The 26,389-nt window shown below is 37.3% G+C and carries 24 protein-coding genes and 5 pseudogenes; 10 read left to right on the top strand and 19 right to left on the bottom strand.

The features are described 5' to 3' along the window. Positions 1 to 42: 42 nt before the first annotated feature. Positions 43 to 1,132, top strand: a pseudogene (gene bioB, locus CS842_RS05735) (biotin synthase BioB). An 89-nt stretch (positions 1,133 to 1,221) separates the two neighbouring features. Here the strand turns inward: bioB and CS842_RS08170 are convergent. Then, positions 1,222 to 1,515 (bottom strand): annotated as a pseudogene (locus CS842_RS08170) (hypothetical protein); the annotation flags it as partial. Positions 1,516 to 1,973: 458 nt separating this feature from the next. Between CS842_RS08170 and CS842_RS05725 the strand changes: the two are divergent. From CS842_RS05725 to CS842_RS05710, 5 genes and pseudogenes are all read left to right on the top strand, one after another. Then, positions 1,974 to 2,648 carry a DedA family protein gene (locus CS842_RS05725; protein WP_103327879.1) on the top strand — a complete coding sequence of 225 codons (675 nt, stop codon included), beginning with the start codon at positions 1,974 to 1,976 and terminating at the stop codon, positions 2,646 to 2,648. 393 nt (positions 2,649 to 3,041) lie between these two features. After that, positions 3,042 to 3,095: pseudogene (locus tag CS842_RS08050) on the top strand (hypothetical protein); the annotation flags it as partial. A gap of 7 nt (positions 3,096 to 3,102) precedes the next feature. Next, positions 3,103 to 3,381, top strand: coding sequence for a hypothetical protein (locus CS842_RS05720; protein ID WP_430537318.1), 279 nt, complete (start codon positions 3,103 to 3,105; stop codon positions 3,379 to 3,381). Further along, positions 3,372 to 3,746, top strand: coding sequence for a hypothetical protein (locus tag CS842_RS05715; protein ID WP_103327877.1), 375 nt, complete (start codon positions 3,372 to 3,374; stop codon positions 3,744 to 3,746). Before CS842_RS05720 ends, CS842_RS05715 begins: the two co-directional genes overlap by 10 nt. Before the next feature lie 100 nt (positions 3,747 to 3,846). Then, positions 3,847 to 4,359 carry an acyl-CoA thioesterase gene (locus tag CS842_RS05710; RefSeq protein WP_103327876.1) on the top strand — a complete coding sequence of 171 codons (513 nt, stop codon included), beginning with the start codon at positions 3,847 to 3,849 and terminating at the stop codon, positions 4,357 to 4,359. A 14-nt stretch (positions 4,360 to 4,373) separates the two neighbouring features. On the opposite strand, the gene CS842_RS05705 is transcribed toward CS842_RS05710, so the two are convergent. From CS842_RS05705 to CS842_RS07490, 11 genes and pseudogenes are all read right to left on the bottom strand, one after another. Next, the gene (locus tag CS842_RS05705) at positions 4,374 to 4,811 is read right to left on the bottom strand and encodes a nucleoside deaminase (RefSeq protein WP_265614214.1); all 438 of its coding nucleotides are present in this window, start codon (positions 4,809 to 4,811) and stop codon (positions 4,374 to 4,376) included. Between the two features lie 14 nt (positions 4,812 to 4,825). Further along, complete coding sequence (locus tag CS842_RS05700; RefSeq protein WP_103328049.1) at positions 4,826 to 5,428, bottom strand: 50S ribosomal protein L25/general stress protein Ctc; 603 nt, start codon at positions 5,426 to 5,428, stop codon at positions 4,826 to 4,828. 12 nt (positions 5,429 to 5,440) lie between these two features. After that, on the bottom strand, positions 5,441 to 6,376 hold the full coding sequence (locus tag CS842_RS05695) for a ribose-phosphate pyrophosphokinase (protein ID WP_103327874.1): 936 nt from the start codon (positions 6,374 to 6,376) through the stop codon (positions 5,441 to 5,443). A 55-nt stretch (positions 6,377 to 6,431) separates the two neighbouring features. Beyond that, a complete protein-coding gene (locus CS842_RS05690; RefSeq protein ID WP_146037473.1) occupies positions 6,432 to 7,106 on the bottom strand; it encodes a LysE family translocator in 675 nt (224 codons plus the stop codon). A gap of 19 nt (positions 7,107 to 7,125) precedes the next feature. Next, entirely contained in the window at positions 7,126 to 9,177 is a 2,052-nt protein-coding gene (rnr, locus tag CS842_RS05685) for a ribonuclease R (protein ID WP_241518480.1), read from the bottom strand. 131 nt (positions 9,178 to 9,308) lie between these two features. Next, positions 9,309 to 10,667 (bottom strand): DNA repair protein RadA, encoded by a 1,359-nt coding sequence (gene radA, locus CS842_RS05680; RefSeq protein ID WP_103327871.1) that lies wholly within the window; start codon positions 10,665 to 10,667, stop codon positions 9,309 to 9,311. After that, the gene (locus tag CS842_RS05675) at positions 10,660 to 10,959 is read right to left on the bottom strand and encodes a hypothetical protein (RefSeq protein WP_103327870.1); all 300 of its coding nucleotides are present in this window, start codon (positions 10,957 to 10,959) and stop codon (positions 10,660 to 10,662) included. Before CS842_RS05675 ends, radA begins: the two co-directional genes overlap by 8 nt. Positions 10,960 to 11,027: 68 nt before the next feature. After that, positions 11,028 to 11,429 (bottom strand): hypothetical protein, encoded by a 402-nt coding sequence (locus CS842_RS05670; RefSeq protein ID WP_103327869.1) that lies wholly within the window; start codon positions 11,427 to 11,429, stop codon positions 11,028 to 11,030. 156 nt (positions 11,430 to 11,585) lie between these two features. Then, positions 11,586 to 11,867: pseudogene (locus CS842_RS05665) on the bottom strand (aspartate 1-decarboxylase); the annotation flags it as partial. A gap of 139 nt (positions 11,868 to 12,006) precedes the next feature. Further along, a pseudogene (locus CS842_RS07260) lies at positions 12,007 to 12,420 on the bottom strand (pantoate--beta-alanine ligase). After that, complete coding sequence (locus CS842_RS07490) at positions 12,377 to 12,673, bottom strand: pantoate--beta-alanine ligase (protein ID WP_103327865.1); 297 nt, start codon at positions 12,671 to 12,673, stop codon at positions 12,377 to 12,379. The pseudogene CS842_RS07260 and the gene CS842_RS07490 overlap by 44 nt, the downstream one beginning before the upstream one ends. Positions 12,674 to 12,773: 100 nt before the next feature. On the opposite strand from CS842_RS07490, the gene CS842_RS05645 reads away from it, so the two are divergent. Further along, positions 12,774 to 13,604 carry a glycogen/starch synthase gene (locus CS842_RS05645; protein WP_103327864.1) on the top strand — a complete coding sequence of 277 codons (831 nt, stop codon included), beginning with the start codon at positions 12,774 to 12,776 and terminating at the stop codon, positions 13,602 to 13,604. Between the two features lie 12 nt (positions 13,605 to 13,616). Then, positions 13,617 to 15,458, top strand: a complete 1,842-nt coding sequence (gene glmS / locus CS842_RS05640) for a glutamine--fructose-6-phosphate transaminase (isomerizing) (protein WP_103327863.1) — start codon at positions 13,617 to 13,619, stop codon at positions 15,456 to 15,458. Positions 15,459 to 16,293: 835 nt separating this feature from the next. Here the strand turns inward: glmS and CS842_RS07255 are convergent. The 4 genes from CS842_RS07255 to CS842_RS05625 form a co-directional block, all read right to left on the bottom strand. Next, entirely contained in the window at positions 16,294 to 16,455 is a 162-nt protein-coding gene (locus tag CS842_RS07255) for a hypothetical protein (RefSeq protein WP_241518478.1), read from the bottom strand. 97 nt (positions 16,456 to 16,552) lie between these two features. Next, a complete protein-coding gene (locus CS842_RS07250) occupies positions 16,553 to 16,672 on the bottom strand; it encodes an Asd/ArgC dimerization domain-containing protein (protein ID WP_241518476.1) in 120 nt (39 codons plus the stop codon). 556 nt (positions 16,673 to 17,228) lie between these two features. Then, positions 17,229 to 18,122 carry an EamA family transporter RarD gene (rarD, locus tag CS842_RS05630; protein WP_103327862.1) on the bottom strand — a complete coding sequence of 298 codons (894 nt, stop codon included), beginning with the start codon at positions 18,120 to 18,122 and terminating at the stop codon, positions 17,229 to 17,231. Between the two features lie 717 nt (positions 18,123 to 18,839). Further along, positions 18,840 to 20,489: an Ig-like domain-containing domain gene (locus CS842_RS05625; protein WP_195909908.1), complete on the bottom strand. Its 1,650-nt coding sequence runs from the start codon at positions 20,487 to 20,489 to the stop codon at positions 18,840 to 18,842. A 619-nt stretch (positions 20,490 to 21,108) separates the two neighbouring features. On the opposite strand from CS842_RS05625, the gene CS842_RS05620 reads away from it, so the two are divergent. Beyond that, positions 21,109 to 21,921 (top strand): UDP-2,3-diacylglucosamine diphosphatase, encoded by an 813-nt coding sequence (locus CS842_RS05620; RefSeq protein WP_241518474.1) that lies wholly within the window; start codon positions 21,109 to 21,111, stop codon positions 21,919 to 21,921. Here CS842_RS05620 and bioA read toward each other — a convergent pair. From bioA to CS842_RS05605, 3 genes are read right to left on the bottom strand one after another with little or no spacing between them, the layout of a single operon-like run. Then, positions 21,914 to 23,191, bottom strand: a complete 1,278-nt coding sequence (bioA, locus tag CS842_RS05615) for an adenosylmethionine--8-amino-7-oxononanoate transaminase (protein ID WP_103327860.1) — start codon at positions 23,189 to 23,191, stop codon at positions 21,914 to 21,916. The two genes, CS842_RS05620 and bioA, sit on opposite strands and share 8 nt — an antisense overlap. A gap of 24 nt (positions 23,192 to 23,215) precedes the next feature. Next, complete coding sequence (gene thiL / locus CS842_RS05610) at positions 23,216 to 24,274, bottom strand: thiamine-phosphate kinase (protein ID WP_103327859.1); 1,059 nt, start codon at positions 24,272 to 24,274, stop codon at positions 23,216 to 23,218. Then, positions 24,267 to 24,560, bottom strand: a complete 294-nt coding sequence (locus tag CS842_RS05605) for a hypothetical protein (RefSeq protein ID WP_146037472.1) — start codon at positions 24,558 to 24,560, stop codon at positions 24,267 to 24,269. The genes thiL and CS842_RS05605 overlap by 8 nt, the downstream gene beginning before the upstream one ends. Positions 24,561 to 25,390: 830 nt before the next feature. Here CS842_RS05605 and CS842_RS08045 point away from each other — a divergent pair. Then, the gene (locus tag CS842_RS08045) at positions 25,391 to 25,687 is read left to right on the top strand and encodes an AzlC family ABC transporter permease (RefSeq protein WP_195909907.1); all 297 of its coding nucleotides are present in this window, start codon (positions 25,391 to 25,393) and stop codon (positions 25,685 to 25,687) included. Positions 25,688 to 26,389: the final 702 nt, after the last annotated feature.

Genomic DNA, 26,389 nt, shown 5'->3' with positions numbered 1-26,389 from the left:
AAGATTTTATACTACATTTACCTTTCTTAAAAAAAGGGTACTATGGAAGAAAAGCTCCACAACTGGAACAAAGAAAAGATATTGAAACTCTACCAGAGGCCTCTTTTGGAGTTAGTTTATAAAACCGCTGGCATCCATCATCAATATCACGATCCGAGTGTCATTTAGGTCAGCTTCTTACTCTCGATAAAAACAGGAGGCTGTCCTGAAGATTGCGCTTATTGTCCGCAAGCGGCTCGATATCATACAGATCTTCAAACTCAAGGGATGATGTCTGTGCAACACGTCAAGGCACAAGTCCTTCGGACCAAGTCCAGCAGCGCTTCTCGCATCTGCATGGGAGCTGACCTGGAGAAATGTCAAAGACGACTCTGAATTTGATCAGGTACATCGAAATAGTGCGAACGCTTAATCAAATGGACATGAAAGTCTGCTGCACGCTGGGAATGCTTACGGAAAAGTAAGCAATACGTCTCTCACATGCCGGATTGTACGCCTACAATCACAATCTGGATACCTAAACTATAACAGAGAGATCAATCTCTACCCAAGACTATGAGTATCACCTAAAAACCCTTAAAAATGTACGCAAAACGAATATCACCATATGCTCGGGAGGAATTATAGGAATGGGCGAAACCCCGGAGGACAGAGCAGGTTTGCTTCTGGCCCTTTCGCGACTTGATCCCCATCCCGAGTCGGTACCCATTAATGTCCTAGTACCCGTGGAAGGGACACCGATGGAAGATCAAATAACCGTGGAAATATGGGAGATGATTCGTATGATCGCCACAACCCGCATCATCATTCCCAAATCTCAGGTGCGTCTTTCAGCTGGCATAACTCAAATGAGCCCGGAAGGACAAGATTGGTGTTTTATGGCAGGAGCGAACTCTATATTCGCCGGAGATAAATTGCTCACCACATCCAATCCCGATATCAATCAAGACATAAAGTTATTCGAAGTCTTAGGCCTGCAAGCACAAAAGGCTTTTGCCAAGCATCCCAAAAACGCCCTTCACTAAAAGAAGAGTCTACAAATTATTCAAACCCTAAAGAAAATGCTCGCTGGAGCAGGCCAGGACATATCATAGCGCGCAACGAGCAAAAACGATTCAAAAAAAATCCATAAACACATTAGGGGATTTCTGAGAGGATTTCCAGAGATCGGGGTATGCGAAAACCCTCATGCTGCAATTAGATAATAGGCTAAAAGGATATTTAAAAGAGATCTGGGCTGTCCCTTTCAAAATATCTTCTCAAGGGTATTCTAAAAACATCAAGCTCGATGAGTCTTTTTAAAAGAGAAGAATTCTCTTTTGAGAGGTAAGTCTTTGGATCAAAACACTCTGAAATGAAAACGCCGTTTTGAAGATCAAAATAAATCTTTTCTATGTGATCAACACTGGGATAAAAACCTAAAAATTTTGTCAGTCCCATGATAGATGAAAATAAGGGGAATAATTTTTTTTCATTTAGTTGCTTAAAAGAATCCGTGAGGTAAGCGAAAAGATCGGAATCAGGCTGGTCTTATTTTAAGTACGATGCCAAAAAATTCCGATAAGGAAATCGCCAAGGCTATTTTCGAAGGATACCTCTGTAAGCTTTTATAAAAATGAGCACTACGTATTTCCCTAATAACTTTTAAGACGTTGCTTTTTTGGCGGAAAAGAGTGATAAAAACCTGAAGAAGTCCTTACCTTGGACTCTTGTTCTTAAGATAAAAGATCTTAAACCGTAGGTTTTGGTATAGCAGCAACAAATAAAAGAATAATCTTCATACTTAACCGTACTGATCACTATTTCCTGAAGCTCGTCTATTATAAAATACTATCCGTAATATTTAGAATAAACCTTGCTCTTGTAATGTTATCGGGTAAAAGAATTCCGGTAAAAAAAAGAAAAACATTCTCATTTTCAATAGCTATAAAGCAATTTAAAATCTATAAATTTACTTCCTTATCCTCATATATATGTCTGAGCTTCTGGATTTTTTTAACCACCTGTTTAATCCCGAATGGATTTTTTTGCACTTTGGAAATACTGCACTTTATATTCTGATGCTCATCATATTTGCCGAAACAGGTTTGTTCATAGGGTTCTTTTTGCCAGGGGATTCTTTGTTATTTACGGCAGGTATTTTTGGAAAACATTTATCTAAGAATTTTTATGATATGCCTTTTTTTATCATCATATTATTAGTGGCTCTGGCGGCTATTCTCGGGAATATCATAGGTTATATCTTCGGTTACAAATCTGGACCCATGCTCTATAAAAGGGAAGATTCATGGATTTTTAAAAAACGGCAACTGATCGTAGCTAAGCTCTTTTATAAAAAATATAAAGCCGCAGCCCTGATCATCAGTCGATTTTTACCCATTCTGCGCACTTTTGCTCCCATTGTGGCGGGCGTTGTGCGTGTAAACTTTAAAGAGTTTATGACTTATAACATCGCAGGAGCTTTTTCCTGGACATTCTCAATTATGCTGGCCGGACATTATTTGGATAAAATTTTCCCCAAACTCAAATACAATCTGGAATGGATCGTTTTAATTCTGATTTTAATCACGACCTTACCTATTGTCATAAAATTGATCGCCACTAACTACAGAGGAAGAGCTCCTAAAAAAAGTTCTCACTTAAGATAATCTTTATAAACAGACATAGTATAAGTCTAAAATAAGCTAATGCAAAAGATGTGCATTAGAATTTACTAAAAAAAACTAAGTTTTGTTCTCTGCGAAGACTCTTTTTTTGCTTAAAATGCCTTATAAATCAAAGATAGATTTGCCCCACGGTAAGTCCCTTTTGTGAAATACTTTAAAGATTCGAGGTGGTTTAAGTATTGTTCAAATGATTTATAGTTTTATAAAATGTGCTATTAAGGAATTAATCTATGTAGATTCTATAACTTTATGAAGTTTCGATATAAAAATCAAAATTTACCTATTTTTATATAGGTACTCATTTTTTAAGTAAATTATTTTAATTTAATCTCTATAAAGTTTTATGAAAATAAAAATTGTGTTATTTTTGCGTATATGATACCAGGGTACATTCAATATCTTCTTCTCTATGGGCACGATTGTGTGATTGTACCAGATTTCTGGGGTTTTATATCGCATGATGGAGTATTATTGCATCGAGTGGCTATGGCAGAAAAAAATCACACATGAACAAGCGCTTATAAAAATACAGGAAACTGTAAAAGAGTGGAATAAAATTCTTGATGACAAAAAATTATTATATCTGCAAGGCATCGGGCATTTTGAAAATTCCGGAAATAACAGGTGGGTATTTCACCCGGAGAAAGATATAAATTTTCCAACCGAGAGCTTTAGATTGTCGCCGGTGAAAGCTTTTTTCCCATTATGCATATAATAAAGAGGAATCGTCGCGCATTGCGTTATGCCGCCGCGGTATTTTTCGTAACGGCTATAAGTTACGGGTGGTATTACAAGAATTACTTCGAGCCCTTGCAAAAAGGATCTTTGAATGCGCTGAGCAGTATTGTTCCTTTTTCTTTTCATGAGGAAGAGGAACACGAGGATTATTCCAATAAAAATGATATTGAAGAAGAAAGATCTATTGCATCTAAAAATTACCATGTTGTTTCCGGAGTATTTGCTTCGGATAAGAGAGTAAAAAAACTTATCAAACACTTAAAAAAAGATCATCTGCTTTCGCGGATTTTTAAGGAAAATGAAAGATTCTTTATCACTTACGGCGAGCTATTCAACTACTGAAGAAGCACAAGCAGAGCTGAACACAATCAAGTGTCCACACTCCCGATGATCAACCCTGGATAAAGATCTCTCAATAAAACCTTCACAATTTTATTTACCTATGAAAGAACCTAAGTTAGCTTCAAGCTCGCTAACAGTGATGACCAATGTCGTATTGCCTAATGAAACCAATAAATTCAGTCATATGTTTGGAGGTGAGTTGCTGGCAAGAATAGACCGCGTATGCTCTATAGCTGCTGCTAAACATGCCGGAGGAGATGTAATGACGGTAGCGGTTAATCAAGTCTCTTTCAATAAACCTATTCCACTGGGCAGTGTAGTAACAATTGAGGCAAAAGTATCTCAGGCTTTCTCAACTTCCATGGAAGTATTTGCCGAGGTATTTATAGAAGATATCACTAACGGCGCTCGAGAGAAGGTCAATGAGGGGATCTATACTTTTGTACACATCAACATCGACGCAACGCCTATAGCCGTACCCAAATTGATCGCTGAAACTGCGCAAGAGAAAAAGCGGCTTGAGAGCGCTTCTCGTCGCCGTGAACTCAGCTTAATACTGGCAGGAAAAATGGATGTGAGTAAAGCCCGGGAATTAAAGTCCTTATTCTGCTAAGAAAGTTTTTTATATCAATCTCTCTTATTATTAAAAAATCGCTGCAATAGCTCCTGAGATACTTCAGGAAGTACGGACCCTTTTATTTGAGTTTTAGGATGAAGCTTTACTCGTGCGCTGGAAAAGCCTCTTTTAGGGTCGCAGGCTCCAAAAACTAATCGGCCCAGCTGGGACCAATATATGGCGCCGGCACACATTACGCAAGGCTCCAGAGTCACATACAAAGTGCATTCTCTGAGATACTTTCCTCCCAAATAGGAGGAAGCCGCTCCGATAGCTTGTATCTCCGCATGCGCCGTAACGTCTTTCAATAATTCTGTAAGATTATATGTCCTGGAAATAATTTTTCCGGCGCAGACAACGACAGTTCCCACAGGTACTTCGTTTTTCTCAAAAGCGCGTATAGCCTCTTCAAGCGCCTTTTTCATAAAATGATTATCTTTCGAAAAGATAGCTTAGGAAAATATTATTTTGCTTTCTTATCATCTTTCCCCTTAACATCGTTCTGTACGCTTTTCACCGCCGCTCGGGAGGCTTTCACAGCGACGATCACCGTATCTTTAGGATGTTCGATACTGTATTTATCAGTTGACAGATCCTTTACGGATATTCTCGCGCCTATGGCCAGAGAAGTAATATTTATTTCAATATTATCCGGCAGATTTTCCGGAAGTGTTTTTACTTTAAGCTTTCTAAAGGTTAATCGAAGGACACCACCTTGTGATACTCCGATAGAGCGTCCGAGGACTTTCACGGGAATCTCCATAATCACAGGTTTTTCAGGTTGTAGCGGACAAAAATCCGCATGTAAAATAAGATCTGATACCGGATGGAATTGAACATCTTGTAGTACAGCTTCAGTTTTCCCACCATCTGACCATTTAATAACCACGGTATGTGCCTCAGGAGTATAGACAAGGTTCTTAAAGCTCGATAAAGCCGTAGAAAAATGTATACTTTCCCCATTACCATACACAACACAAGGCACTTGCTCAGCATCACGTAAAGCTCTTGTTGATGATTTACCTACGTTCTCTCTTTTTTCTCCCTGAATGGTGATGGATTTCATATTGAAAAACAATTAAATAATGAACTTGCTACTTATAGACTCTTTATTATGTACCAGATGCATGACATCCGCAAAGAGGGCAGCGCAAGATAAGACTTTTATTTTAGATGGAAGTCCTTTTTTTAAAGGAATGCTATCGGTAACTACCAGCTCTTCTAAAGCCGAAAGAGCTATCTTCTCATAAGCTCTCCCTGAGAGCACCGGATGCGTAGCTATAGCGCGAACACTAGCCGCACCCTGTTTTTTAATCAGATCAGCCGCCATCACTAAAGTTCCGGCTGTATCCACCATATCATCAATAAGAATCACATTTCTATCCTTCACCTCGCCAATGAGATTCATATATTCAATTTCGTTGGCTTTTTTTCGTTCTTTATAGCAAATGGCCATCTCAGCGCTCAGATAGCTGGCATAGCTCTTAGCACGTTTAGCGCCTCCCATATCTGGAGAAGCTATAGTAAGGTTCTGCAGCTTCAGATCTTTAAGATATTGCGAAAATATATTTGATGCGTACAAATGATCCACTGGGATCTCAAAAAAGCCCTGTATTTGGTCTGCGTGCAAATCCATCGTCATTACACGCGTAGCCCCGGCAGCTTCGATAAGATTGGTCACAAGTTTAGCGCCGATAGGAGCGCGAGGCTTATTTTTGCGGTCCTGACGTGCCCATCCAAAGTAAGGAATGACCAGAGTTATATTCTTCGCAGAAGCGCGATGAGCCGCATCACACATTAAGAGCAGCTCCATAAGATTATCCGCAGGAGGAAAAGTCGATCCTATAAGGAAAACGCGCGATCCGCGAACTGACTGCTCAAAGGAAGGCTCATACTCGCCGTCCTTAAATTCAAAAAAATGAATGTTCCCTAGCTCTTCACCGTAAGAAAAGGCGATCTTTCGTGCCAAATCTTTGCTGCTTCTGATAGAAAATAAAATTGCTTTTTGTGACATCCTTATGCAAAGTTTTAATAAAAATATAGTTTATAAAGAAATACACCAGATTTTATCATCGTGGGGAATTCTTGAAAATACGCAAGGGAAGGTCCCTGTCGATGGAAGGAATAGAAAAAAAACTTTTTATAAAAAGAAAAATACCGGATAAAATCAGTAAAAATCCGAAGATTCGTCTGATTTTATACACCAGTTGATCCTTGAATTTATGTTGAAACTTGCTGGCTAAAAATATTTTCAAAAGATCTACTGTAAAAAATGTACACAATACAATAGATATATAAAGAAAAAATTCGTAAGCGCGATTGTATGTAGTTGATACCACTAGGACTACAGAAATCCAGAAGACCATTATACCTATGTTGACAAAACTTAGGAAAAAACCTTTAGCGAAAACTCGTAATGCACTATTTGAGGGGAAAATCTCATCTTTTTTAAAATGAAGGTCATTTCGAGAATAAAGCATAAACCATCCATAAATGGATATGATAACGGCGCCAATCTTAAAAAGCGATGGATGCATCTGTATGTAGGCAACGATTTCCCGACTGCTGTAATAAGCCAGTGTAATACAAACAATATCGGAAGATAATACACCTAAATTCATGATCACAGCAGCTTTGGTGCCTTTTGACAAACTCGTTTCTATAAGCATGAAAAATACCGGACCGATAAGTATAAAACTAAGCGTAATACCCAGAGTCATAGCAGAAAGAATCAACGAAAACACTCCTTAAGAAATAAATATTTTATATAGGTAACCACTGCAAATCAAGTTGCTTTTTCTCCACATCCGCATTTAATACTTTTACTTTCACAGCATCACCAAGGCGATAAGTTCGTTGTGCGCTCTTCCCCTCTATGCAATATTGTTCGGTTTTAAATACATACACATCGTCCTTCATATCTCGCAAACGGACCAGGCCTTCAGCTCCAGCAAGAGAGAGTTCTATATAAATTCCCCACTCGGTAACTCCGGAGATAATACCATCAAAAGTTTCACCGATGAAACGCTGCATATATTTTACCTGCATGTATTTTATAGAATCACGTTCGGCGTCGGCCGCCAAACGCTCGCGATGGCCTACATGTACACATTGCTCTTCATACGGAGCCGCAAAAGGGCTTTTACCTTTACTCAAATAATGTTGTAATAGGCGATGAGCGATGATATCGGGATATCTGCGTATAGGAGAAGTGAAATGAGTATAACAATTAAACGCTAATCCATAATGTCCTATATTTTTAGTGGAATATTTTGCCTTGCTCATCGCACGCATAGCTAAAGAATCTACTACATGCTGCTCTGGCTTGCCGCGCATAGCCATTAACAAAGTGTTCATGGTATCAGTAATAGTCTGACGATTCTTTAAATCAAGGGTATAACCCAAAGGTTTTACAAACTCTTTAAGCATCAATAGTTTTTCCATATCCGGATCATCATGCACTCGATATATGTAAGTACGCCCTGAGTTTTCTCCTTTTGAATTTAAGCTTACAAATTCCGCTACTTTAGAGTTGGCCAAAAGCATAAACTCCTCGATCAATCGGTGGGCTTGTTTGCTTTCTTTCCAAAAGAATTCTACCGGCTCATGTTTCTCGTTGAGACGAAACTTAATTTCGAGCTTATCAAAGCTAATCGCGCCTTTTTTAAGTCGTTCGGATCTTAATATTTCAGCCAGTTCATTGAGTTGAAGAATCTCTCTATAAAAATCACCCTGAGCTGATGAAATACGCTCTTGGGCTTCCTCATAGGTAAAGCGCCGATCAGAACAAATTACTGTTTTTCCAAACCACGAGCTAAGGGATCTTCCATCTTTATCGATTTCAAAAACAGCGGAAAAACACAATTTTTCTTCCTTCGGTCGCAGAGAGCAAAGTTTATTAGAGAGCGCTTCAGGTAACATAGGTACCACGCGATCCACAAGATATACCGAAGTAGCGCGTTGATAAGCTTCCTTATCAAGCGGACTGCCTTCTTTTATATAATGAGAAACATCGGCAATGTGCACTCCAATCTCCCAGTGACCATTTTCCAGCAAATTTATCGATAGCGCATCATCAAAATCTTTCGCATCGTCAGGGTCAATAGTAAAAGTTATCGCCTGGCGCATATCGCGCCGCAAAGCGATTTCATCGATAATGATATCCGAAGAAATTTTTTGCGCCTGCTCTTCGATGTTTTCGGGAAAAGCATAGGGAAGGTCGTACTCAGCTAATATGGCGTGTATTTCCGTATCGTGATCACCTGAAGTTCCCAAAACCTCAATGATTTCTCCTATAGGATTGGAGGCATGTTCAGGCCAATTCAAAAAGCGAGCTACTACCTTTTGGTTATTTTTAGCTCCTTTAAGTTTGTCTTTGGGAATATAAAAATCTACGTGTAGCGCTTTTCCACCCACTATAACAAAACCATATTGTCCTTCGGCAGTCAATTGAAGAACTCCTACAAAAATTTTTCTTTTGCGCTCGAGAATTTCTATTACCTTTCCTTCAAGACGTTTTCCCAGAGGTCTTTCAGTAAATTGTATTTTAACTTTATCTCCTGCAAAAGCAGAGGAAGTCTTATTTTTTGGAATAAAAACATCCTGCTCAAAATTCTCTACCCTTACAAAAGCATAGCCAGAAGATTTAATGTTAATAAACCCTTCTGCCAATTTCGGCTGAGATCCAGGATGTTTTTGTATTTTCTTTTGCTTACGTGAAGATTTTGAAAAAGTCGCTTGTTTAGCGGAAGGTTTCGGCGAAAAGACTTCAATGACCTCTTTTTTTATTGAAGACTTGGCTGAAAATCGACACAAGAACTTTTTTATTTTACCAAGCCAGGTAGGTGAGGGATCGCTGAAAGAGGATGTATTATTTTTCTTTCGAGACATCTATGTTATATAGTATAAGGGAATAAAGGTATAAAAAGCTTTTTTGAAAAGATCCATTAGAATAATTGATTGAAAATTTCTTCGATTTTGGCTGCCGAAATCACGCGAATATTTGCATGGGTGGGTATTTTATTATAAGAAGATACAAAAATAGCATCAAAACCAAGACGTTCGGCTTCCGAAATACGCTGCTCTAAGCGTTGCACGGGACGAATTTCACCACCCAGGCCCATTTCCCCAGCAAAACAAACTTTTGAGGAAACAGCTGTTTCCTCATATGAGGAAAGTATAGCTATGGTCAAGGCGAGGTCCATAGCAGTATCTTCTATACGTATACCGCCAGTAATGTTCAAAAAAACATCTTTTGCGCCAAGTTTAAAACCAGCACGTTTTTCGAGTATCGCCAAAAGCATATTTAAACGTTTGGTATCAAAGCCAGTGGCTGAACGCTGAGGGGTACCGTATACCGCTGAGCTTACCAGAGCTTGCACCTCTACAAGCATGGGACGAAGCCCTTCTAAAGCCACTGCTACAGCCTGTCCGCTGGAATTGAAATTCATTTGGGTGGTTAATATTTTTGAAGGATCGCGGACTTCCTGAAGGCCTGCCTCGCCCATTTCATAAATTCCCAACTCCGAGGTAGTTCCAAAACGATTCTTTTTCGCCCGGAGAATACGATAGGCATGGTGGCGATCACCGCCAAACTGCAAAACCACATCTACTATATGCTCGAGAATTTTAGGACCGGCAATCATTCCATCTTTAGTAATATGCCCAATCAGGATGACAGAAATACCATTTTCTTTGGAAAAGCGCATCAAATCAAAGGTACATTGACGTATCTGACCAATGCTTCCCGTAGAAGTGTCTAAATAAGAGCTCTGGAGCGTTTGCACCGAATCGACAATTAGCAAAGCAGGATGAAGTTCAATAGCATGTTTAATAATCTCTTCTAGATGATTTTCAGCCAATAGAAAACAGGAAGTATTTTCGCTTCTAAGGCGATGAGCGCGCAATTTGATTTGCCTTTCGCTTTCCTCTCCCGAGGCATAGAGCACGCGAGAGCCCTTAAGCCGAAGTGCGAGCTGTAAAAACAAAGTGGACTTTCCAATACCCGGATCACCTGCCGCAAGAATCATTGAACCAGGAACTATACCACCGCCTAATACCCTGTCGATCTCTGGATCTTTCGTAGAAAAACGTTCCTCTTGTGATAATGGAACGTCTGCTATGGTAACAGGCGCGGATCTTTTTACAAATGAAATATTATTACCTCGTATGCTTAAGCTCGCATTTTTTTTTACAGAGAATTCCACCAGGGTATTCCATTCATGGCAGTAATTGCACTGGCCCATCCACTGAGAGAATTCAGCGCCGCAGTTTTTACAGAAGTAAAGCTTTTTTTCCTTAGCCATTTTTAGCAAAATATGGCCTGGTCTTGATAAAAAGTAAAAAACTCAAGGCTAAAAAGCCACCTGCTATAGATAAACCAGAGTGAATGATATGTACAAGTGTTCCAAAACACAATCCAATATTCTTAGCAAAGCCTAATGAAAGGAAAGCCCATATTATGGCCGAATGATAAGAGCCAATATTTCCAAAAGCTGGAACTAACATACCAAAATCGCCCAATATTAAAATAAATAAACCTCCAAAAGGAGAGACAGAGGAGGTTTGAGGAGAAGAAAAAAATATAAGATAAGTCATTAAATAGTAAGATCCTAAGGTTAGAAGTGTGTGAAAAATACAAGACTTTCTTATAAAAAAAAGTTTTTTTAATTTTTTTCCTTACAACAAAAGCTATAACACCTATAATTAGGAGCGATAAAATAAAGTAATTCAGCGAGTTGCGACGCAATAAAATTTGATGAAAAAGCTCGTAAAATAAATCTCCTCTGGCTGCTATAGCTAACAATAAATCCATAAAAAGAATTATCACATCTACAGATCGCTCGGAAATTACGTTCCCCAAGGAATGGATCTATCAGTAAATCATCCGTTTTGTAAAGGAAGGTACAACGTAAAATCTCCCGATCGAGGAATAAGTAGGTAAGCACTACTGCCGATAAAAGATGATCAAAAGCTATGGAATAACCTATAGCATGCAATAAGTATCCCAGCGAATGGTACGACTGATGTAAACGAGTATGCCAAAGAATAATGAGATGATAAGCCATAATTTATCAGTCTTATTTATAAAAGCAAGACTTTTAAAATTCATCAGATGAAAATATAAGAAAGAGACTTATGAGTGATAACAAATCACCTACAAGCGGAAGTAAGATTCCTAAATATTTTTTTAAAGAACCTGACAAGATTCTGTTTTACATCGATTAGTTTTTTTGATCAGGAAAAATAATCCATGGCCTGAATTTTTTAGCCTCTTCAAAATCCACAAAAGCATAAGAAATAATGATGACAATATCATCTTTCTGTACCTTTTGGGTGGAGGGTCCATTTAAAATAACCTCTCCGGTATCAGACGCTCCGGTAATAACATAAGTAGAAAAACGCTCACCATTGTTAACATTAACAATATAAACATGCTCGCCTGTGTGGATTTTTGATTTGAGCACTTCAATCTTCATGATCAGAGGATTAATATAACGGACCTCCCGACAAAAATGGCAATAAAGGCCCTGTAGTGTCTTGACGGATCAAAGGAATCACATGCCACAATCGATTCCTCATCAGCTATGGAAAAATACTCCAAACGAAAAGAGCTTCCTGAAAAACAGCTTTTCATATAGAAGTCTATGTAAGAAAAGCGCTTTTCAAGGAAAAATTTCCGGACTTCCCTCTAAGGGTTTTATAAATAATAGCTGCTTGCTCTCTTTCAGAGATGGTTAATCTGAGATTTCTAGAACTCATAACTAGATCATAAGCTTCCTTAATGATGCGAAGCCTTATGATTTTCAAAGGTATTTTCAGTTGCTCGGTCATATATCAAATGATACAGAGCTGCTGAAAATCTTTTTCACCAAAATAAGCTCTGGCAGGGGAAACGATTTGAAAAAGGTGGTACAGTACAGCGACCACGCCCTGAAAATGCCCCACTCGAAAGACTCCTTCCATGGTTTGATCCAAACCTGAAAGTGACAGAGAAGAGATTTGAGGAAGTTCATCAAGATAAATCTCCTGAGCAGAGGACAAAAAAACACGTATCACAATCTGCTGATTCTAAAAAAGTTATATCTTTTTCAGGAAATCGAGCATAATTCATCCAGTCCTCTTTTCGATCAAACTGATCGGGATTGACAAAAATGCTGCAAAGCGTCAAATCGTCCTGTTGTTTAGATTCTTCGATCAGCGAAAGATGTGCTCCATGAAGTGCGCCCATAGTAGGAACAAGCCTTGTTGAAATTTTATGAAAGGGATCTAGGAAGGCTTTATGATCTGAAATATGGTAAAAGATGTACATAAAATGCTTAGATTGTGAAATTAGGACTTTTTATATAAAAGGAAAACGCCAGGTTTTTATTACCTTTGTATTCCTCATTAAAAACTAATCCTTAACAAATATGACCGGTAGACGTATCTTGTACATCTCTTCTGAATTGCTCCCTTATACCCCTGAAACTCCTATATCCATAGCAAGCTCTCAGGTGCCTAAAGTGATGCAAGCTTTGGGGAACGATGTGCGTATATTTATGCCACGTTACGGACTTATCAACGAACGAAAGCATCAACTGCATGAAGTCATAAGACTTTCAGGGATGAACCTAACTATTAAGGATATGGATCAGCCGCTTATTATAAAAGTAGCTTCCATACCTGAGGTGCGCTTGCAAGTATATTTTATTGATAATGAGGAGTACTTTAAAAGAAAAGGCATGTATAAGGATGCTACCGGACGTTTTTTCGAAGACAATGATGAGCGAATATTGTTTTTCACCAAAGGGGTTATGGAAACGGTAAAAAAACTTAACTGGTCACCAGATATTGTGCACGTACATGGCTGGCTAGGGGCTTGCATTCCACTTTATCTAAAAACCTATTACAAAGGAGATCCTTTATTTCAAAAATCTAGGATCATCACCTCGCTTTACAATCAAGATTTTGAGGGGTATCTAAGTGAAGAATTAGTAAAAAAAATCAAATGGGATGGAATAAAGAACAAAGCGCTCAAACAAATCGAATTGGCTTCTTTTACTAACCTCACAAAGCTTTCTATAGATTTTTCTGATATAGCCATTAAAGGAGAGGTTAATATTTCAGAGGAAATCGAGCAATATTTGCAAGAGAGCCCATCTACAACGCTCGATTATTATCCAGTAGAAGAAATCGCGGAAGTTTATGAGCAACCTTACAAAGAATCAATACTAGAAGAAATTAGCGTAAAAATAAGCTGAAAATATCGATCTGTGTGTGGAATTGTAGGATATATGGGACCGCGGGCAGCTTGCCCGATTTTAATAAAAGGCTTAAAAAGACTTGAATACAGGGGATATGATAGTGTTGGCCTAGCCTTAAATGAGTCAATAGGTTTTCATTTGTTTAAAACCAAGGGAAAGGTAGCCGATTTTGAAAGCAAAATCACTCACACTTATACAACTGGAACGGGAATTGCCCATACACGCTGGGCTACACATGGTTTACCCAATGATACAAACGCGCATCCACATCTTTCCGAATCTGGAGAATTGGTGCTGATACATAATGGAATCATCGAAAATTTTTTATCGATCAAGTCTATGTTACTCCGAAAAGGCGTATCCTTTCAGAGTGAAACCGACACAGAGGTGTTAATCAATCTAATCGAGTATATCAAAAACCAGGATGACTTATCTCTCGAAGAAGCCGTTCGATTATCCCTTAATGAAGTAGTGGGTGCTTATGCCATTGTCGTTATGGAAAGAGGACGTCCCGATAAAATGATAGCTGCCAGGCTAGGCAGCCCATTGACTATTGGTATTGGCGATGGAGAATTTTTCCTAGCCTCGGATGCTTCACCCTTTATCGAATATACTAAGAACGCACTTTACCTGGAAGATGGTGAAATGGGCGTGATTATAAAAGGAAAGGAAGTAGAGATTCGTAAAATTACCAATAATGATCGTGTGGTTCCGAGCATTCAAGAACTTCGAATGAACCTTGAAGAAATTGAAAAAGGGGGTTACGAGCATTTTATGCTTAAAGAAATTTATGAACAGCCCCGCTCGATACTCGATACGATGCGTGGACGTCTCCTGGTAGATGAAAGTATTATATGGATGGCAGGAATATGGGATTATAAAGAACGTTTTATAAAAGCTAAACGTATCACCATAGTAGGTTGCGGAACCTCATGGCACGCCGCCCTCATAGGAGAATATCTTTTGGAAGAACTAGCACAAATTCCCGTAGAGGTGGAATACTCCTCAGAATTCAGATACCGCAATCCTATTATTTATAAAGATGATATCGTTATCGCCGTTTCACAATCGGGAGAGACGGCCGATACGCTGTCTGCCGTAAAATTAGCTAAAGAAAAAGGTGCTTTTATCTTTGGAATTTGTAATGTGGCAGGATCTTCCATTGCAAGAATTACAGATGCGGGGGCCTATACACATGCTGGACCGGAGATAGGGGTAGCTTCCACTAAAGCCTTTACCGCGCAGGTGACAGTCTTGAGTTTGATTGCGCTAAAAATAGGAAAACACAAAGGCGTGCTTAACGTACCAAGATACCGTCTCTTATGTAATATGTTGAATCTTATTCCCGACAAAATGAAAGAAATCCTCGAGATGAGCCAGAAAATAGAGCTCATAGCCAGGGAGTATAAAGAGGCTAAAAACTTTCTCTATTTAGGAAGAGGTTTGAATTTCCCGGTAGCGCTGGAAGGGGCTTTAAAACTTAAAGAAATTTCTTATATCCACGCTGAAGGATATCCTGCAGCTGAAATGAAACACGGACCTATTGCGCTGATTGATGAAAATATGCCTGTTGTGGTTATCGCTCCAAAACGAGGGTATTATGAAAAAATCGTCAGTAATATTCAGGAAATAAAAGCGCGAAAAGCGCGTATTATCGCCATAGTCAATCAAGGAGACGAACAAGTAAACAATTTATCTGATCATATTATCGAAATACCTGATATAGACGAAATGTTTACGCCTCTTATAGCTACCATACCCTTGCAACTGCTCGCTTATTATATCGCAATAATGCGCGGCGAGAATGTTGATCAACCTAGAAATTTAGCGAAGTCTGTTACGGTAGAATAAAAATATTTTTATTAAAAGGTTATCCATGTTTTTTCTGGACAAAAAATGGAATATCTTGTGACTGTGAGACTTAAAGAAAATCTAAAAAAGAGTTATAGTAGCGTTTAAAAATATTTTCATTTTCAATAGCCTGAATGTACATGGTCTATACTCTTGCAAAATTTGCTATAGATGCAGGAAGTAAACACATTCAACCTATAGCAAGAATAAGTATTGATAGCTGAGAAAAAAATGATAAAAATTGGCCAAGAAAACCCAAAGAATCAGGGTATTAATAAATCACTTTACAAGAGGAAATGTTATAGCTTTTGCAAATAATCTGGAAGGTGGTTCTCAAACTAGGCTAAATAGAAGAACAAAATTATATCCGGGTATAACGGATATAATTTTCTGAGGGGGCGGTAGATGCTTAAAATAAAAGGCCTTTGTTTAACAAATCACGCATTTTATAGAGCACTACTTCCATAGCCTTTTGAGGAGTAAGCTTACCGGAAAATCTAAGTCGGCGGCTTTTGAGCGAAAAGGATAGTGGACTTTTGTCTCCTCTTTGTACCTCAAAAAAAGATTTATAGCTAAACTTGCTGAAGATGCAAAAAAAAAGGAGATAATAATTGAAAGAAATTTGAAGATTAAATATATAGATTTTAATTTACAATGTAAACAAGTTTATTATAATTAAAATACCTCTTCATTCTAAAAGTAAGTTTGGATTGTAGAAAGTTTAGTAATAGATAATAAGCTCAATGATAGATGTAAATTATCTATATATTAAAAAATAAGTTAAACAATAGACTTATTTTATGTTCCATACTGTTTTAGAAAAACCTTATATTCTCTATGTTGTTTTTTCTAAGAGATCTATGATTTCATAAGCGTTCAAAGCTTCCCCGCGCAATAGCTGATAGTCAATGATTAAAAGTTCTAAGCCATATTCGCTATAGATAATATTATAATGTGTACGTCCTACTTCTACATTGTGTTTATAACTGGAGTTCATGGAAGATATTGTTGTTTTAAAACATCATCGATTACCTCCACTTCCGGAGCTTTTTGAAGCAAATAACGCACTTGCTCGAGGTTTTTTTATTTCCTTTTTAAAAAGTATAGCTTAATCTTTCCGCATGTGATTGAATAGTGGGAACTCTTACAACCGTAGTGCTAATCTTTAAATCAGGAAGATTCAATACCTTTCTTACTTCCCATACCACCTTCATTTCTTCTTTGGTATTATAAACTTATCTTCAAACTTATCTACTTGAGGAATAATATTGAAAGCTAAGTTACAATGGGAAAATTCAGAGTCATTCTTAATATTGTAATCCACAAATTTTCCGGTTTTGTTCTCTGAACTCCAACATGGCTGATTTACCCACACCGCTGGCTTGCCTGATAAGTTGAAATAATAATGCTTTCCAGTTCATAATGCTCATGTAATGGCCAGATGAACAAGTTTGGGTCAGCGATAAATTTCTCCCCTTTATAATCCAATTTATTAACATAAGGAACCAAAAAAAGTACTTTTTTATGATATCGAAAAAAAGTTCTTTGGTGTAAGTTTTTCAAAAACTACGCGATACACATAAAAATACGATATCAGAGTCCGCGCAAACTTGTGGTGAGAACTTTTCAGGGATATAATTTTTAGGTAGTTATTTTTCGTTCCACTGAAGTATCAGAAACCATGCATATAACTTCAAGATTTTTATTCTCTAAAAGATTAATGATAGTTTGACCAACAGCCCTGGTACATCCCACTACAGCAATTTTTTTTCATGAAACTGAAACTTTAGATCTCCCCAAAGGAAGGAAGATAGTAATAAGCGAAATCCATATAAGAACGAATGATATCATTTTAATGGTTGTCACCGGTTCAGAATAGATAAAAACTGCCAGCAGAAAATTACATATCGGAGGGATAAACTGAATAAAACCCAACCATATCATAGGTAGCTTTTTAGCTGCTATACTATAGCACCATAACGGCAGTACAGTTACTAAACCCGTTGATATTAAGAAAATGTCTTTTTTTGTTGACTCAAAAAAGACGTGTCCAACATTTTCTCCTGGTGAGAGGATGAGAAAAGTCAGCGCAAAAGGGAGCAAAAAGGAAATTTCCAGAGCCTGCATTACAATGGCATCTCCGGTATTTTTCTTTTTTAAGATTCCATATATGGAATAACACGCTCCTATTATTATAGCTATCCACGGGACACTCTCGAAGTTTAATGACTGAAGCGCTACTCCAAAAGTAGCAACAGATATGGCCACTTTTTGTCTGTTTGATAATTTTTCTTTGAATATAATACCAGAGGCGAGCATGCTCATAAGAGGGCTGATAAAATAGCCAAATGAGACTTCAAGAAGTTTTCCAGATAATACTCCATAAATGTGAACAAGCCACCATATTGCAAATAACAGGGAAATTAAAGATACATTAACAAAACTTACTCTTTTAAGTGAGTCATAAATCGTTTTTATTCTATTAGTGATTATAATTATTAACAGAAGTAGAACTTCAGAAGAAATTATCCTCCAGGATACTACATGATAAGCATTTATTTCTGATAGTTGTTTATACAAAAGAGTAGAAAATGACCATATTAAATTAGCAATAACACCAAGTAACACTCCTTTTTTTAAGTCTCTTAATTTTAAATTATGCATTTACAAAGCAATTTTCAAGTTTTTTATCTGTACCATTTAGGTGTATTTTTATTAAATGCGCATATAGCTCTATAGATTTGATTTAAGAGTCAGAGCAACCTGGTAATTTATTTCCTTTATCATCATCAGAATTGTCACGCGACACTAATAACAGAAGAGCAAATCACACTCAAACAACTGCTCGTGGAAACCAGATTTATAAATTTCAAGAAGTGAAGGTAGATAACTAATCGATAAAATAATTAACATATGTAAAATATGTGAATAACTGTATCATAATATATACATCATGCCACCTGATCTATTTCAATCATAACATACGATACTTTATCCTTAATAACCTGAGAAAACCTAAAGGTACGTTTCCTTATTATCAGGCTCATCAGCTCATTGAACAAATAAAAACACATCTTAGTGATATATCTTATTATCTTCTATCTTTAAGAAAGATAATATTCTTAAGTTCTCTATCAAACAGGGCATACAGTTTAAAAATTTAAGTAAATACCGGGTAAATAAGATGGAATTAAAATAGACAGGTATATAAATGGGCTTTCGGGATGTCCGCCTTCGCTATACTAACAATTCACTCCCTCTAAGGTATCAGAGGAGTGGGAAAAAGAAAAACTATGAAAAATAGAGGGATTAAAAAAGTAATTACAAACTTTATATTGATATAATTATAAATGAGTATCTTACAAAGAATAAGGCAAAGATTTATTTCCTTCCATAGGAATCTTTTTTATCATCAGAAGGCTTAACAAGTACCGCCCAGTTTTCCCGAATATCCCAAAAGGCCCTGATTTGTACAGGTTTTTCATAAAAGTAAACTGGCTCGGGTGCTCGTCTTAAAAGCAAATTGCCGGGGTTCCATTTTTTATCTTCATTTTCATCCACTAGTATACGTAAACGATAAGTTTCGGGCTCTAAATAGCGGATTACATAATGATTCTCACAACCATAAAATTCTTCCACCATCTTATTCTCTTTATCGAGCAACTGCAGCCAAAAAGGTTTATCAGGCAAATCAGAAAGCTCAAGTTCAAAGTGACCATAATCACCTTCTTCCCCTGTGGATTCAGTAAATTTGAGCAGCGGGTTTTTATTACCAACTATATCTTCAATAGCCTCAGCTTCTAGGATTATATTATATTTACTTCCCGGATTTTTTGAAAAATCCAAACCAATCTTCTTAGGATCATCCTTCGGACACAGTAAGCGGAAAGTCACTTGCTGCAAAGCATCTTCCTTAACCTTCGATACTTTGACCTTAGTCTGATCTACTGAATAAATTGGAGTTTCAGCGCTAAACCACACCGGCTTTATGAACGCTGAAACTTGAGGAAGCTTTTTTAATGAGAAATCTGGAAGATCTTTTTTATCCAATATTACGCTTAAGCTGTCCATCTTTTCTTGTGAAGAAAGCTTAAAATAGATCTGAGTAACTTCATTAATCTTTCCCGATTTTAAAATCGGTTTATACCAGTAATGTATAATTGATGTATTTGAATCGTGTAAAAAGCGCTCACGATCGAATTTTTGAATAACTTCTAAATGAACCCCTTCAAGAGATCCTTCAAATGGAAATTCAATATGTCCAGCGTTCACCTGTTTGGGAATCAATCGCTTAAAAGGAAGAACTTCCTTAAACAAACGCAGCTGATAAAGGTCACTTTTTTTTAAAGTGATAGTACTGGGCTCAAAGGCCAGCTTTCCTTTTTCGGGTTTATAGATATAATTACCAGAATCCCCACTGAAAGCCATTAAAAAATAAGAACCTTCCTTAATATGAGTAATCTGATAACGACCTTCTTTATCAGCCTTAGTAAGATAATAAGGGCGTTGTTTATAAATAAGCGTATCGCTAAAAGCGCTATCCACTTTATAAAGCCCCACAATAATATTTTTGTCTAAAGATCGATCGTAAGCATCTATCACTTTTCCACTGATCTCTATAGAATCCAACTGAGCGCCCGTAGAAAAAACATACTTAAAAAAAGGCAACTTATTTCCTTCTGTATTATCCTGAATGCTCTCTCCAAAATTGATACTATAAGTAGTATTTTTTTCCAGAGGATTCGAAAACTTTATATCAATATTTTTTTTAGCCAAATCCAAAGGAGAAAAAGAAGGGACAGTATCTAAAGGAGGAGAAATAAAAATCTGTTGGAGATTCTTTAAGAGGATATACTTATCAAAGAAAATTCTTATATTTTTAATGCTCGTATCAACATTCGTTGATAAGAGAGCAGGTTTAGCCAAAACCATTGCAGGAGGGGTGGTATCTTTAGGCCCTCCCTCTAAGGGGTGTTGCTGAGCACATGAAAAAAGAAGTATAACCAAAAGAGAACCAAAAATACATTTCATAATATTCATAAAAGCGAAATTACAAAAATGTAAACTCGTGAAATCTATCCGCAGCAATGCCTGAGAGTTTAAAGAAGATCCTTCACAAGGGAAAAAATTATAACTAGCTTATACTATTTTATTTTCAGGCAATTTTAGCTTTTAATTTATTTTTTGCCCTGCAAAATTTTACAGAAATATAAGGACTGTTTAAAACAAATTGCATCCATCGCAAAATGAAATGTACAGTCCGATTAAGGAAAATAATCTGATATCTCTCTTATTATTAAATCCTTTAGGAGAGAAAAACTGACATCATTCAACTTATCCAAAAAAGATTTGTCAATCTTCAATCAGCGCTTCATCGTTATTTTCAAAAATTTTCCACTACTTATTGTAAGTAGCCGATGACTCTTGAATTGATAAATCAAACGCCGCAAAAAATTCACCAAACATTTTTAAGAAAAACTTCGATATTCTCTTTTCTTACAGCCATGGGAAATTTTAATAATCATAAATACCTCTATAGAGTTTTTAAAAAAACCTCGCTGCGAAATGTCTATTTAGCATAAAAAGCTATCACAAAACGTGAGAAACCTACCAAATCCTTATATTTAGAATATCTAACTTATATTTTCTTGTGAAAGAATTTAAAAAAAAAGCTACTGAAAAAAGCTTGCGACTTTCTTTAGAAAAAGGAAAAAAAATCTATTTCGTTTCTGATTTACACCTGGGTGCTCCTGGAGCGCTCAGAAGTTTAGAGAGAGAAAAAAAATTTATTCGCTGGTTAAACGCTATAGAAACAGATGCGCAAGCTTTGTTTATACTAGGAGATTTTTTTGATTTCTGGTTTGAATACAAAGAAGTTATTCCAAAAGGTTTCCTTCGGGTGCTGGGTAAATTAACGCATATGCATGATCAGGGAATTTCATTGTTTTTTTTTGTAGGAAATCACGATTTTTGGATGAGCAATTACCTAAGGGATGAGATGGGGATGCAAATTTTCCATCAAAGAAAAGAGATTATCATAAATAGTCGTCTTTTTTTAATAGGCCATGGAGACGGATTAGGACCTAAAGATGATGGCTATAAACGCATGAAAAAAGTCTTTACAAATCCTCTAGCGAAATTTTTGTTCCGCTGGCTTCACCCGGATATAGGTGTACGCCTGGGAAAATATTTTTCCCTTAAAAATAAGAGCAACTCAGGCTACGGTTACACTGCTTTTTTAGGAGAAAATAAAGAATTTCTTATCTGCTATGCAGAGAAAAAACTAAAAGAAAAACCCTATGAGTTTTTCATCTTTGGTCATCGACATTTGCCCTTGAATAAGGCATTAAATTCAAAAAGCCAATACATCAATACCGGCGATTGGGTACATCACTTTAGCTATGCTGAATACGATGGTAAAAAAATATCTTTAAAATCCTTTACCAAGGAAAACCTCAAATGAGGGTTTCTAGAGCTTTCCATGCTACCTCATACACTCGATCAAGCTGATGATCCTCTATACAAAAAGGCGGTAAGAGATAAATTGTAGTACCTACAGGACGTAAGATGATACCATGTTCAATAAAAAAAGCGTACATGCGGTTCCTAAGCGATCCATAATACGTCTGCATGCCTTCCACCTTGATATCCCATGCAAGAATAACACCCAGCTGACGAATCTTTTCTGTTTTTGGATGCATCTGAAGTTTTCGGGCAAATTCTTTATGCTTTCGTGCAATTCTTTGTATACTTTCAGCGGTTTTTTCCGAGAGTGAGAGCTCTAAACTGGCTAAAGCAGCAGCACATCCCGCAGGATTGGCCATGAAAGTATGACCATGAAAAAGTGCCTTTTCTGTTTTTTCATGAAAAAATCCCTCAAAAATTTCTTGTGTACAGGTAGTAGCGGCCATAGGAATAAAACCACCGGTAAATGCTTTAGAAAGACAAAAAATATCAGGCTTTTCGCGCATATAGTCGGCGGCAAACAAGCGTCCGGTTCGTCCAAATCCTGTCATCACCTCATCGGCGATAGTCAAAACATGAGATTCTTTACATAATCTTATAAACATCTCAAGGGAGTTTGGGGAATACATTCGCATTCCGGCTGTTCCTTGCACAAGGGGTTCGAAAATAAAGGCCGCTACTTTATGGCTTCGCAAAATCGCCTGCAGAGCATGTTGAGTTTCCTGCTCTTTTCCCGATAAAGGCACGGGAATACGAACTACTTTAAAAAATGAGCGCTGAAAAGCTTGAGTAAAAAGGGAAATGCCCGAAATGGACATGGCTCCGAAAGTATCTCCGTGAAAGGAATCTTCAAAGGCTACAATAGTGTCACGGATTTCAGAACGATTGAAAAAAAATTGTAAAGCCATTTTCAAAGCGACCTCTACAGCCGTTGAACCATTATCTGAGTAAAAGACTTTTTTCTGATTCCCGGGCAATACCGAAAGCAGACGCTCAGATAGCTCTACAGCAGCAGGATGCGTAAAACCTCCGAAAAGCACATGCTCAAGGGTAAGCAACTGTTTATAGATACTCTCTGCGATATATTCGTTGGCATGTCCGTGCGGATTGCACCACCATGAGGCAATAGCATCTATATACTCTTTACCATGCTCATCAAAAAGCAAAGTGCCTTTTCCGCGGACAATACCAACAGGAGGAAGCGCTGTAGCGTGCTGGGTATAAGGATGCCAATTGCAGATCAGATCCCTTTCAGAGAGAGTGGACATATTTAGAAATATTTGAACAGAATTTTAAAAAGTCGATTTTTTCAGAAAAGCATCCCATCCTTGCGCAGTGATAGACGTCGAGGTTCCATATTGTGTAAGTATTTGCGCACCTTCTTCCGGGGAGGTCATATGACCTATAATTTTTAGCAAGGGCTGATCTTTAATCTTTTCATAATCTTTTAAGGCAAGGGTAAAAAGTAGCTCATAATCTTCTCCGCCGCTTAACGCAGCTATGGCAGGATGCATCTTAAACTCTTCACAGGCAAGAATGGTTTGAGGATCTATGGGAATTCTATCTTCAAAGAGTTTGCAGCCCAGATCGCTTTGATCACAAAGATGAAGAATCTCTGAGGCCAGGCCATCGGAAATATCAATCATGGAAGTAGGCTTGATATTCATAGATTTGAACAAATCAAAGACCTCTTTTCTCGCCTCGGGCTTGAGTTGGCGTTCTATGAGATATTCATAACCCTTAAGTTCTGGCTGCATATGAGGATTGACCTTGAAAACCTTGTGCTCGCGCTCGAGAATTTGTAATCCCATATAAGCTGCGCCAAGATCACCGGAAACTACTAGTAAATCACCTGGCTGAGCTCCTTTGCGAAAAACGATGTCTTTTTTATCGGTAGCGCCTATAACCGTAACGGAAATAAACATGCCCAGCCGCGAAGAAGAGGTATCGCCTCCCACCAGATCCACCTGGTAATGTTCACAGGCAAGTTTGACCCCTTCATAAAACTCCTCGAGGGATTCCAAAGAAAATCTATTGGAAATCGCCAGAGATAAAGTAATTTGTGTGGGCCGGGCATTCATAGCGTAGATATCACTCAGATTAACCACTACGGACTTATATCCCAAATGTTTTAACGGATTATAGGCCAGATTGAAGTGAATGCCCTCAAGCAACATATCGGTAGAAATCAGTAATTGCTCTTTAGAAAACTCTAGAATGGCGGCATCATCTCCCACAGATTTTACGGTGGAGACCTGCCTGGAAACCAAATCTCGGGTCAAATGCTTAATAAGAGAGAATTCTCCGATTTGTTCTAAGGGAGTGCAAACAGGCATTTTATCATCAAACATAAGGTTCTATTTTCAGATCTTTCGGACGAATATTAAGAAGATCGGGTATCTTCTTTGGTAAGTGCATCCTAAAATCTTCAAAGCGCGGAAGATGATTCATCGCCTCTAAAAGAATGTTCGAAACATCTGAAAGGAGTTTACGATAGTTTAAATTAGTCCAGGCATCTAAGATTTCTGATAAAGCTGCATACTGACCGATTTCCTTGTAGGAATTATGGCAAAATTTAAAGAAACGTCCACCTTCAGAGAGACCGGTGAGCTCTGTGGACAGTTTTAAGGTTTCCATAAGCATAAATTCTTTAAAGTAGTAAGTATGCTTTTAAAAAAGCATCGATCTTATACCTTATTTTAAGAGTTGATTTATAGAAATTCATTGACCATCTATTAGATGCAAACGCGCATGCACAGTAAAGTTTTGATAAGTTGTATTAGCTATATGACCAATAGTATCCAGATCAGATCAGAAAATCTTGAACTTTTTGTATTCCATCATATAGTTTAACAATAAATTATATCCAAATAATTTATAGAAAAATAAAAATTGCAATTAAGACTTTTTTAACATTTCTTTATTCTTGATATCCTCAGCAAGTTAAGAATAAACTTAGAAACATTGCAGGAAATAAAAACAAAACCCCTCATAAATGAGGGTAACATGCTTAGCTTGTAAAACCATATTTTCAGAGTGTATAAAGTTTAACGTTAATTGATATATTAATATGTATGATACATGTATCATGTAAAATTTTGCATTAGCAAACGAAATGAATAATAACTAAACTACTATTAGCATGATGTATAATGTTTTTTAGACCACTAAATAAGTCTAAAGATTTGTATGGTTATTGGTTGATGATAATCATGAAGAAAAAGAAGGACAATTCCGAGAGACGCATTATTGTTCCTGACGTAGTTATTATGATATTTTTATATTATATTAATATTATATAAGTTTTATTAAACGATTCAGTTATTTTCGCCTTTTTAATGTATTAATTTAAAGTCAATTTAAAATAGTGTAGAGAGTTATGTTTTTGTTTTCAACAAAAACATAACTCTCTACTCCCTGTCTCTTTTTCCGGTGAAGTTTACCGTGATGTTATTGCTTCATTACCATTGTTAATTGCATTTCTTCCTTTTGGTTTACTTCTTGAAGTACAGTTTGCACAAAAAAGCTTATCCGCTCTCGGTCTTGGCATGATAACCGGTCTTAATTTCGTAGGTGGTTCTGAATTTGCAGAGGTAACCCTATGGACCTCACCACTTCAGGTCATTACTATTTTACTGGTTAGTAAATTGATTAATAGTCGATATATAATCATGGGAGCTTCGTTTGCCCCCACCTCTATCATTTACCTCCCAGAAAGACGCTTCCGATATTGTTTGCTATGTGTGATGAAAGATGATCAATAGGAATGGCTGACCGTGGTTAAACCTAAGATAATGAGTTTAACTCCATACTTAAGTATTGGATTTATGCAGGTTTTTCTGGAGCTATATGGTTCGCCTGGGTAGTTTCTACAGCTGCGGGTGTAATTATTGAACCCATGATTGGAGATATCACACGCTGGGGTTTTGATATGGTCTTTCCGGCAATATTCTTTGTACTTTTGAGAGGTATGTGGAAAGGGGTAAGAACTGCCTTTCCATGGCTTGTTAGCTTGATATGTTTGGTGATAATTTACCACTTCTGCTCGGAAGTGGCTTATGTTCCAGTGGGTTTTATCAGTGGTTTAATTGCAATTTTGCTTATGAAAGAAAATAGTGAACAAATTAATACTTTTAACTAGTAAACATATTGACAGCTTTGACTATTGTTATTATGGTTCTTTCCACTTTTCTTATGCGTAGCGTCCGGTTACTTGCTGTTAAGACACCGTAATTTGGGTCTTCATGCTCAAATATTGGAAAGCTGATCCCGGCGGCTGCGTTCTTATAACGGTGATAGTGCCACATTTCGCCACAAGCGGCCTTTCCGATCTTTTAGCTTTAGTTGTATCAATTATTGCCGCAACACGTTTACCCTTATTAGCGGTAGTGATCACCAGCATGGTTCTACAACCATTCTTCGCGCTCTGTTTTAGCTAATATGAAATACTAAATACATTCGGATAC

This window comes from Bacteroidetes bacterium endosymbiont of Geopemphigus sp. (genome assembly GCF_002904345.1).
Lineage (GTDB): Bacteria > Bacteroidota > Bacteroidia > Flavobacteriales > Blattabacteriaceae > GSPS2-BC2016.
The sequence above is the reverse complement of the archived record's forward strand: the minus strand, read 5'-3'. Positions and strand labels throughout refer to the sequence as shown.

Bases quoted from the DNA above. Each gene is read 5' to 3' on its own strand.
- CS842_RS05725 (WP_103327879.1), top strand. From the start codon at position 1,974: ATGTCTGAGCTTCTGGATTTTTTTAACCACCTGTTTAATCCCGAATGG.
- CS842_RS05715 (WP_103327877.1), top strand. From the start codon at position 3,372: ATGCATATAATAAAGAGGAATCGTCGCGCATTGCGTTATGCCGCCGCG.
- CS842_RS05710 (WP_103327876.1), top strand. From the start codon at position 3,847: ATGAAAGAACCTAAGTTAGCTTCAAGCTCGCTAACAGTGATGACCAAT.
- CS842_RS05700 (WP_103328049.1), bottom strand. From the start codon at position 5,428: ATGAAATCCATCACCATTCAGGGAGAAAAAAGAGAGAACGTAGGTAAA.
- CS842_RS05695 (WP_103327874.1), bottom strand. From the start codon at position 6,376: ATGTCACAAAAAGCAATTTTATTTTCTATCAGAAGCAGCAAAGATTTG.
- radA (WP_103327871.1), bottom strand. From the start codon at position 10,667: ATGGCTAAGGAAAAAAAGCTTTACTTCTGTAAAAACTGCGGCGCTGAA.
- CS842_RS05675 (WP_103327870.1), bottom strand. From the start codon at position 10,959: ATGACTTATCTTATATTTTTTTCTTCTCCTCAAACCTCCTCTGTCTCT.
- CS842_RS05670 (WP_103327869.1), bottom strand. From the start codon at position 11,429: ATGGCTTATCATCTCATTATTCTTTGGCATACTCGTTTACATCAGTCG.
- CS842_RS07490 (WP_103327865.1), bottom strand. From the start codon at position 12,673: ATGTACATCTTTTACCATATTTCAGATCATAAAGCCTTCCTAGATCCC.
- CS842_RS05645 (WP_103327864.1), top strand. From the start codon at position 12,774: ATGACCGGTAGACGTATCTTGTACATCTCTTCTGAATTGCTCCCTTAT.
- CS842_RS07255 (WP_241518478.1), bottom strand. From the start codon at position 16,455: ATGAACTCCAGTTATAAACACAATGTAGAAGTAGGACGTACACATTAT.
- CS842_RS07250 (WP_241518476.1), bottom strand. From the start codon at position 16,672: ATGAAGGTGGTATGGGAAGTAAGAAAGGTATTGAATCTTCCTGATTTA.
- rarD (WP_103327862.1), bottom strand. From the start codon at position 18,122: ATGCATAATTTAAAATTAAGAGACTTAAAAAAAGGAGTGTTACTTGGT.
- CS842_RS05625 (WP_195909908.1), bottom strand. From the start codon at position 20,489: ATGAAATGTATTTTTGGTTCTCTTTTGGTTATACTTCTTTTTTCATGT.
- bioA (WP_103327860.1), bottom strand. From the start codon at position 23,191: ATGTCCACTCTCTCTGAAAGGGATCTGATCTGCAATTGGCATCCTTAT.
- thiL (WP_103327859.1), bottom strand. From the start codon at position 24,274: ATGTTTGATGATAAAATGCCTGTTTGCACTCCCTTAGAACAAATCGGA.
- CS842_RS05605 (WP_146037472.1), bottom strand. From the start codon at position 24,560: ATGGAAACCTTAAAACTGTCCACAGAGCTCACCGGTCTCTCTGAAGGT.